The organism is Emticicia sp. (genome assembly GCF_049241225.1).
Classification (GTDB): domain Bacteria; phylum Bacteroidota; class Bacteroidia; order Cytophagales; family Spirosomataceae; genus Emticicia.
On sequence record NZ_JBMLRC010000192.1, the window covers coordinates 1 to 6502 of the forward strand.

The 6502-nt window shown below is 40.9% G+C and carries 5 protein-coding genes and 1 pseudogene; all 6 read right to left on the minus strand.

Annotated elements, in window-relative coordinates; translation table 11 throughout:
• Nucleotides 1-1538, minus strand: a 1538-nt coding sequence (locus tag ACOVO2_RS10925) for a 2-oxoacid:acceptor oxidoreductase subunit alpha (RefSeq protein ID WP_421770005.1), incomplete at its 3' end; no start/stop codon positions are given.
• A 116-nt stretch (nt 1539-1654) separates the two neighbouring features.
• Nucleotides 1655-3451: an FAD-dependent oxidoreductase gene (locus ACOVO2_RS10930; RefSeq protein ID WP_421770006.1), complete on the minus strand. Its 1797-nt coding sequence runs from the start codon at nt 3449-3451 to the stop codon at nt 1655-1657.
• Between the two features lie 199 nt (nt 3452-3650).
• On the minus strand, nt 3651-4208 hold the full coding sequence (locus tag ACOVO2_RS10935; RefSeq protein ID WP_421770007.1) for an REP-associated tyrosine transposase: 558 nt from the start codon (nt 4206-4208) through the stop codon (nt 3651-3653).
• Nucleotides 4209-4288: 80 nt separating this feature from the next.
• Complete coding sequence (locus ACOVO2_RS10940) at nt 4289-5689, minus strand: NAD(P)(+) transhydrogenase (Re/Si-specific) subunit beta (protein ID WP_421770008.1); 1401 nt, start codon at nt 5687-5689, stop codon at nt 4289-4291.
• 93 nt (nt 5690-5782) lie between these two features.
• Entirely contained in the window at nt 5783-6091 is a 309-nt protein-coding gene (locus ACOVO2_RS10945; protein WP_350266665.1) for an NAD(P) transhydrogenase subunit alpha, read from the minus strand.
• Nucleotides 6092-6193: 102 nt separating this feature from the next.
• Nucleotides 6194-6502, minus strand: a pseudogene (locus ACOVO2_RS10950) (NAD(P)(+) transhydrogenase (Re/Si-specific) subunit alpha); the annotation flags it as partial.

Below are 6502 nucleotides of genomic sequence, written 5' to 3' on the forward strand. Positions count from 1 at the left end.
CCCAACGGACTCATATTTTTCTCTTGATAGAAATGTGGTTTTGGCACAAGGTCTTTGGCTGTTTCCCATTTTTTCTCCAAACGCTGCATATTTCTTACATAAACAGCACTATCTTCGGTATAAACTGCATATTCGTCACGAGATGTACCACGAGTAAAGTACGAACCTTTGGTTGGGTGCGTACCTGGGTAAGTTCGGTACGGAATACCATCGCCATCAGAATCTAAGTAACGCCCGAAACGACCCATATTTTCTAAATCTTCGGCCGTATAAACTTTACCTCGGTCGTATTTACGCTCAGGATTCCACTCAAACGGCTCGCTCATGTGGTCGTTCATTCCTAAATCCAAATCTGTCAAAACGATGATTGGCGTTTGTAGGCGTTCTGCCAAATCGAAAGCATCGGCTGTTAGTTCAAAACAATCTTTTGGATTACTTGGGAAAAGCAGAACGTGTTTTGTGTCGCCATGCGAAGCATAAGCCGAAATCGTAATATCTGATTGTTGTGTACGAGTTGGCATACCCGTTGAAGGGCCAGTACGTTGCACATCAATCAAAACAGCTGGAATTTCAGCAAAATAGCCTAAACCCAAAAATTCGTTCATCAACGAAACTCCAGGACCAGAAGTGGCTGTAAACGACCTCGCTCCGTTCCAGTTTGCACCGATTACCATTCCAATTGCTGCCAACTCATCTTCTGCTTGAACGATGGCGTAGTTTTTCTCGCCAGTTTCTTTATCCGTACGGAATTTCTTAGCATACTTCTCAAATTTCTCAACAACCGAAGTCGAAGGTGTAATTGGATACCAAGCTGCTACGGTTGCTCCTGCATAAACAGCACCGAGTCCGCAAGCACCGTTTCCATCAAACATGATTCGGTTTCCAACTAAATCACGTCTTTCTACACGAATATCGAGTGGGTAGCTGAAGTTTTCTTGTACATATTTCACGCCCAATTGTAAGGCTTGAACGTTGGCAGGAATCAATTTCTCTTTGCCTTTGAACTGCTCGGCTAAAAGTTGTTCCAAAACACCAAATTCAATATCCAATAGAGCCGATAACGCTCCTACATATATGATATTTTTGAATAATTGGCGTTGACGAGGGTCGGTATATTGTTCCATACAAATACCCATCAACGGAATTCCAAGATAAGTAATGTCTTCACGGATATATTCTTTGTGCAGCGGTTTGGTGCTATCATACATGAAATACCCACCCGAACGCACACTTTGTACGTCTTTGAGCATACTTTGTGGATTGACCGAAACCATCAAATCAATACCTTCTCGGCGACCCAAATAACCTTTTTCGCTTACTCGCACTTCGTACCAAGTAGGTAAGCCTTGTATATTGGATGGGAAAATGTTTTTTGGTGTAACAGGAATTCCCATTCTAAATATAGCTTTCGCAAACATACCATTGGCACTGGCCGAACCAGTACCGTTTACGTTGGCAAAGCGTACTACAAAATCGTTGACACCCCCAACCCCTAAAGGGGAGTTAATGTTACTATTATTTATATTACTTAAAGTCATTTTATTCCCAAATTTTAATTACCTCCTTTAAGGTTTTTACAAATATTTCCCCTTGTTTATTAATATGCTCTTTCTTGGCGTAATAATAAAAATCCCCCTTTAGGGGTTAGGGGTGTTTATGCGTGGCTTCCGCAACCGTGATGTGCCTTAGTTGTATTATAGAAAAACTTCTGCATATCCCAAGCCGAAGTTGGGCAACGCTCGGCACACAAACCACAGTGTAAGCAAACGTCTTCGTCTTTTACCATTACTCGGCCTGTTGCCGCTAATGTGTTAGATACAAGAAGCGATTGGTCTAAGTGCAAAGATGGTGCTTTGAGGCGTGTACGGAGGTCTTCTTCTGGGCCATTGAAGGTAAATGTGATACAATCGGTTGGACAAATATCCATACAAGCATCGCACTCGATACAACGATTTTCGGTGAAAACGGTTTGTACATCGCAGTTGAGGCAACGTTGTGCTTCTTTGAAACCAACATTTTTATCGAAACCAAGTTCTACCTCTTTTTTGCGGTCGATAAGAGTTACTTTCTTTTCGGCTTGCGGCACTACATAACGGTCGTCATTTGCTACGATGCTATCATAACTCCATTCGTGGATTCCCATTTTCTGAGAAACCAAGTTTGTCATAGGGTCAGGACGCACATCAAGCGGTTTTCCTTGACAATATAAATCTATTGAAACTGCTGCTGAGTGACCTTGTGCAACAGCCGTAATGACATTTTTAGGGCCAAGAGCTGCATCTCCACCAAAGAAAACTTTCGGATTTGTTGACTGGAAAGTAGTGCTATCGACATTTGGCATATCCCATTTATCGAATTCGATTCCTAAATCACGCTCAATCCAAGGGAAATAATTTTCTTGTCCGATTGCTACCAAAACATCGTCAGCTTCGATGAAAACGTGCGGTTCGCCCGTTGGAACGAGTGAACGCTTGCCTTTTTCATCATAAACTGCATGTACTTTCTCGAACATCATACCTTTCAATTTGCCATTTTCTGAGACAAACGAAATAGGTACGTGATTATCAAGAATCGGAATATCTTCATGTTGGGCATCTTCTTTTTCCCAAGGTGAAGCTTTCATTTCAGCGAATGGACTACGAACAACTACTTTTACGTCTTCTCCACCTAAACGACGAGAAGTACGGCAGCAATCCATAGCGGTATTTCCACCACCTAAAACGATAACTTTTTTACCAATTTGTTTTGTGTGTTCAAAAGCTACGCTTGCTAACCATTCGATACCAACGTGGATATTTGCTCCTCCTTCAGCACGGCCAGGGAGATTTGTTAAATCACGACCACGAGGAGCTCCTGTTCCGATGAAAACGGCATCGTAGCCATCATTTAAGACACTTTTTAAGCTCGAAACATAAGTTTTGAAGTGTTGGTGAATACCCAAATTGAGGATATTATTCACTTCTTCATCCAAAACTGATTCGGGCAAACGGAAAGATGGAATCTGACTACGCATCATACCACCGCCTTTGATTTGCTCATCAAAAACGTGGATTTCGTAGCCCAATGGTGCTAAATCACGAGCAACTGTGAGCGAAGCAGGGCCAGCACCAATCAAGGCAATGCGTTTTCCATTTCCTTTTGAAGGAATCTTAGGGAGCAAATGAGTAATATCACCTTTGTTATCGGCAGCTACACGCTTTAAACGACAAATAGCAACAGGCTCTTCGTCAACACGACCACGGCGACACGCTGGTTCGCAGGGTCTATCACAAGTTCGACCTAAAACACCAGGGAAAACATTCGATTCCCAATTGACCATGTAGGCTTCGGTGTATTTTTCGGCAGCAATGAGTCTGATGTACTCAGGTACGGGTGTATGAGCTGGGCACGCATACTGACAATCTACGACCTTATGATAATATTCGGGGTCGTGTACATTTGTTGGTTCCAATGGTTGAATAGTTTTAAATTGAAATCGGTAGGTAAAACTACTTAATTTTAAAAAGTATTGCCAAATATTATTTTGTTAAATATTGAAAATGGCAATTATTATATGAGTTTTTGTTAATTTAATACAAGTTTGTTGGTCGGGATGTTCCGAAGGACATCTTCGACCTTTATAACTGCCGATTTGTAATCGGCGTAAAGAATTATCCTATTAAACCCATATATTCTACATCAATAAGACCTTTTCCTTTATCCCAATAGTCAATGGCAGAACTGTATTTATAATGCCACGCTTCCCAAACTAAACCAGCTTCAACTGGGTTTTCGTGTAAATAATCCAATTTTTGTTTGAAAAACTTTTCACTATACAGTTCAATTGGGTGTAAACCGTCTTGCCAAAATTTGTAATCTTTGATTTTGGGATTATACCTTCCCGCAAATTCAAATCTGTTCAACATCCAATCTCGCCTACTTTCGGGTATTTCTTTGATGGCTTCAACGATTTGTTTTGAAGTGAACTTCTTTAAATCTCGCATGATATTCGATAAGTTTCCATTTAGTCCCGCCGAAGCAATTAGATGTACGTGACTTGGCATTAAACACCACGCAAAAATTTGTAATCCTTTTTCTTTTTGGCAATATTTTAAAGAATCAATGACAATTTGAGCTAATTCTTTTCTGGTGAAAACATCAACCCAGTCGATTACTGCAAATGTTATAAAGTATGTGCCATCGGTTTTAATTTGATATTTGAATGCCATTGTTCTATTACGAGGATTACAAATCCTCATTTATTTGAGTCGAGGATGTCCTTCGGAACATCCCGACTAACCTTTTCTTTTTACATCTGCTTCAACTCACTCACTAACTTTGCCAAAACGCCTTTGGCATCACCAAAAAGCATACTTGTTTTTGGTTGGTAGAAAAGAAGATTGTCGATTCCTGCGTAACCTGCATTCATGCTTCGCTTATTGACGATGATATTTGTTGCATTTTCAACGTCAAGAATTGGCATTCCGAAAATCGGTGAAGATGGGTCAGTTTTAGCTGCTGGATTTACCACATCATTTGCTCCTACTACCAAAACCACATCGGTGGTAGCAAATTGTGGGTTGATGTCTTCCATTTCTACGAGCTTATCATACGAAACATTACTTTCTGCCAACAATACATTCATGTGTCCTGGCATACGTCCAGCAACAGGGTGAATGGCATAAACTACTTCTACACCACGTTCTTCAAGTAAAAGTTCTAATTCGTGAATCACGTGTTGGGCTTGTGCAACCGCTAAGCCATAACCTGGAACGATTACTACTTTCTTGGCATAATTCATCAAAATAGCAGTGTCCGAAATCGAAATATCTTTGATAGAACCTTTTACATCTGTTCCACTACCAGCAGCAGCTCCACCACCAAATGCTCCGAAGATTACATTGCTCAATGGACGATTCATGGCTTTACACATGGCCAATGTCAAGATTGTTCCTGCCGAACCTACCAAAATTCCACCTGTTAGCATAACTTGATTTTGGTATAAAAATCCACCAAAAGCGGCGGCCAAACCCGTGAATGAATTGAGTAGTGAAATAACCACTGGCATATCTGCTCCACCGATTGGAATCACAAATAATACACCATAAACCAAGGCAAAAACGAATAATAGAATCACCAAAAGTAGATGCTCGGGTTGTGCGTAAACAATGTATGCCCCAAATAAAATGAGGGCAATCATCACAACCGTATTCAGAATATTATACGAAGGAATTCTGATTGGCTTTTTCATGGTTTCGTTGAGTTTCAAGAAAGCAATGACGCTGCCACTGAATGAAACCGAACCGATGATAAGTCCTGCAATAATTGTGGATAATGCACCAGTTTTGCCAAGATTGTGTTCATATTCCATCAAACCGATAATAGCGGCACAAGCTCCGCCCATTCCGTTGAAGAGAGAAACGAGTTCGGGCATTTTGGTCATTTGAACTTTGCTTGCTGTCAGCCAACCCGCCACGGTTCCGACTCCGATTGCAGTTAAAATTAAAATGATTTTGATTGGCTCACGGGTTGTATAACCGTCGTCATGATTGTATAAGAAAATAGTGCCGACAATTGCCAATGCCATACCAAAAGCCGCATAAAGATTGCCTTTTCGAGCCGAATCGGGGTGACTGAGCATCTTTAAACCAATCACGAAAGTTACCGAAGCAACTAAATAAATAATGTCAAGAATATATTTTATTTCCATGAGTTCGATGAGAACCCCACCCCAACCCCTCCCCAATAGGGAGGGACTTTAAAAACTCCCCTCTCCTTCGGGGAGGGGCTGGGGGAGGGGTATTTATTTTTTCTTTTTAAACATTTCTAACATTCTATCAGTAACCGCAAAGCCACCGACTACGTTGAGAGTGCCGAATACGACCGCCACGAAACCAAGAGCCAAAGCCAAGATATTTTCGGCAGGAGTATTGAGCATGACGATAATTGCCCCTACAATCACGACTCCGTGAATGGCATTTGCACCACTCATTAAAGGAGTATGCAGTACAGCAGGTACTTTTCCGATAACCTCAACGCCTACAAAAACAGATAATATAATAATGTATATCATCTGAATATTTTCGCCAAGGAAAGTGAGTATTTGATTCATTTATGAGTGATTTACGATTGATTCGATTTACGATTTACGATTTCTTGATTGAGAACAATATGTGGCGTCCAATCGTCAATCGAATAAATCGTAAATCTTAAATTATTTTAAGATTTTCCCTTCATGTACAATCAATGAGCCTTTGGTGATTTCTTCTTCCATTTCCCATTTGAAGCCATCTTTTGTGGCAAGGTGAAGTAAGAAAGTTGCAATATTTTTGGCGTAGAGTTCGCTGGCATTGAGTGGTAGGGTTGAAGGAATATTGGCCTCGCCTACGATAGTTACTCCGTATTTTTCGACGGTTTTGGCAAATTCGCTGCAAGCACAATTTCCACCTTGCTCAACCGCCATATCAACTATCACTGAGCCAAACTTCATGTTTTTTACAACATCTTCTGGAATTAACATCGG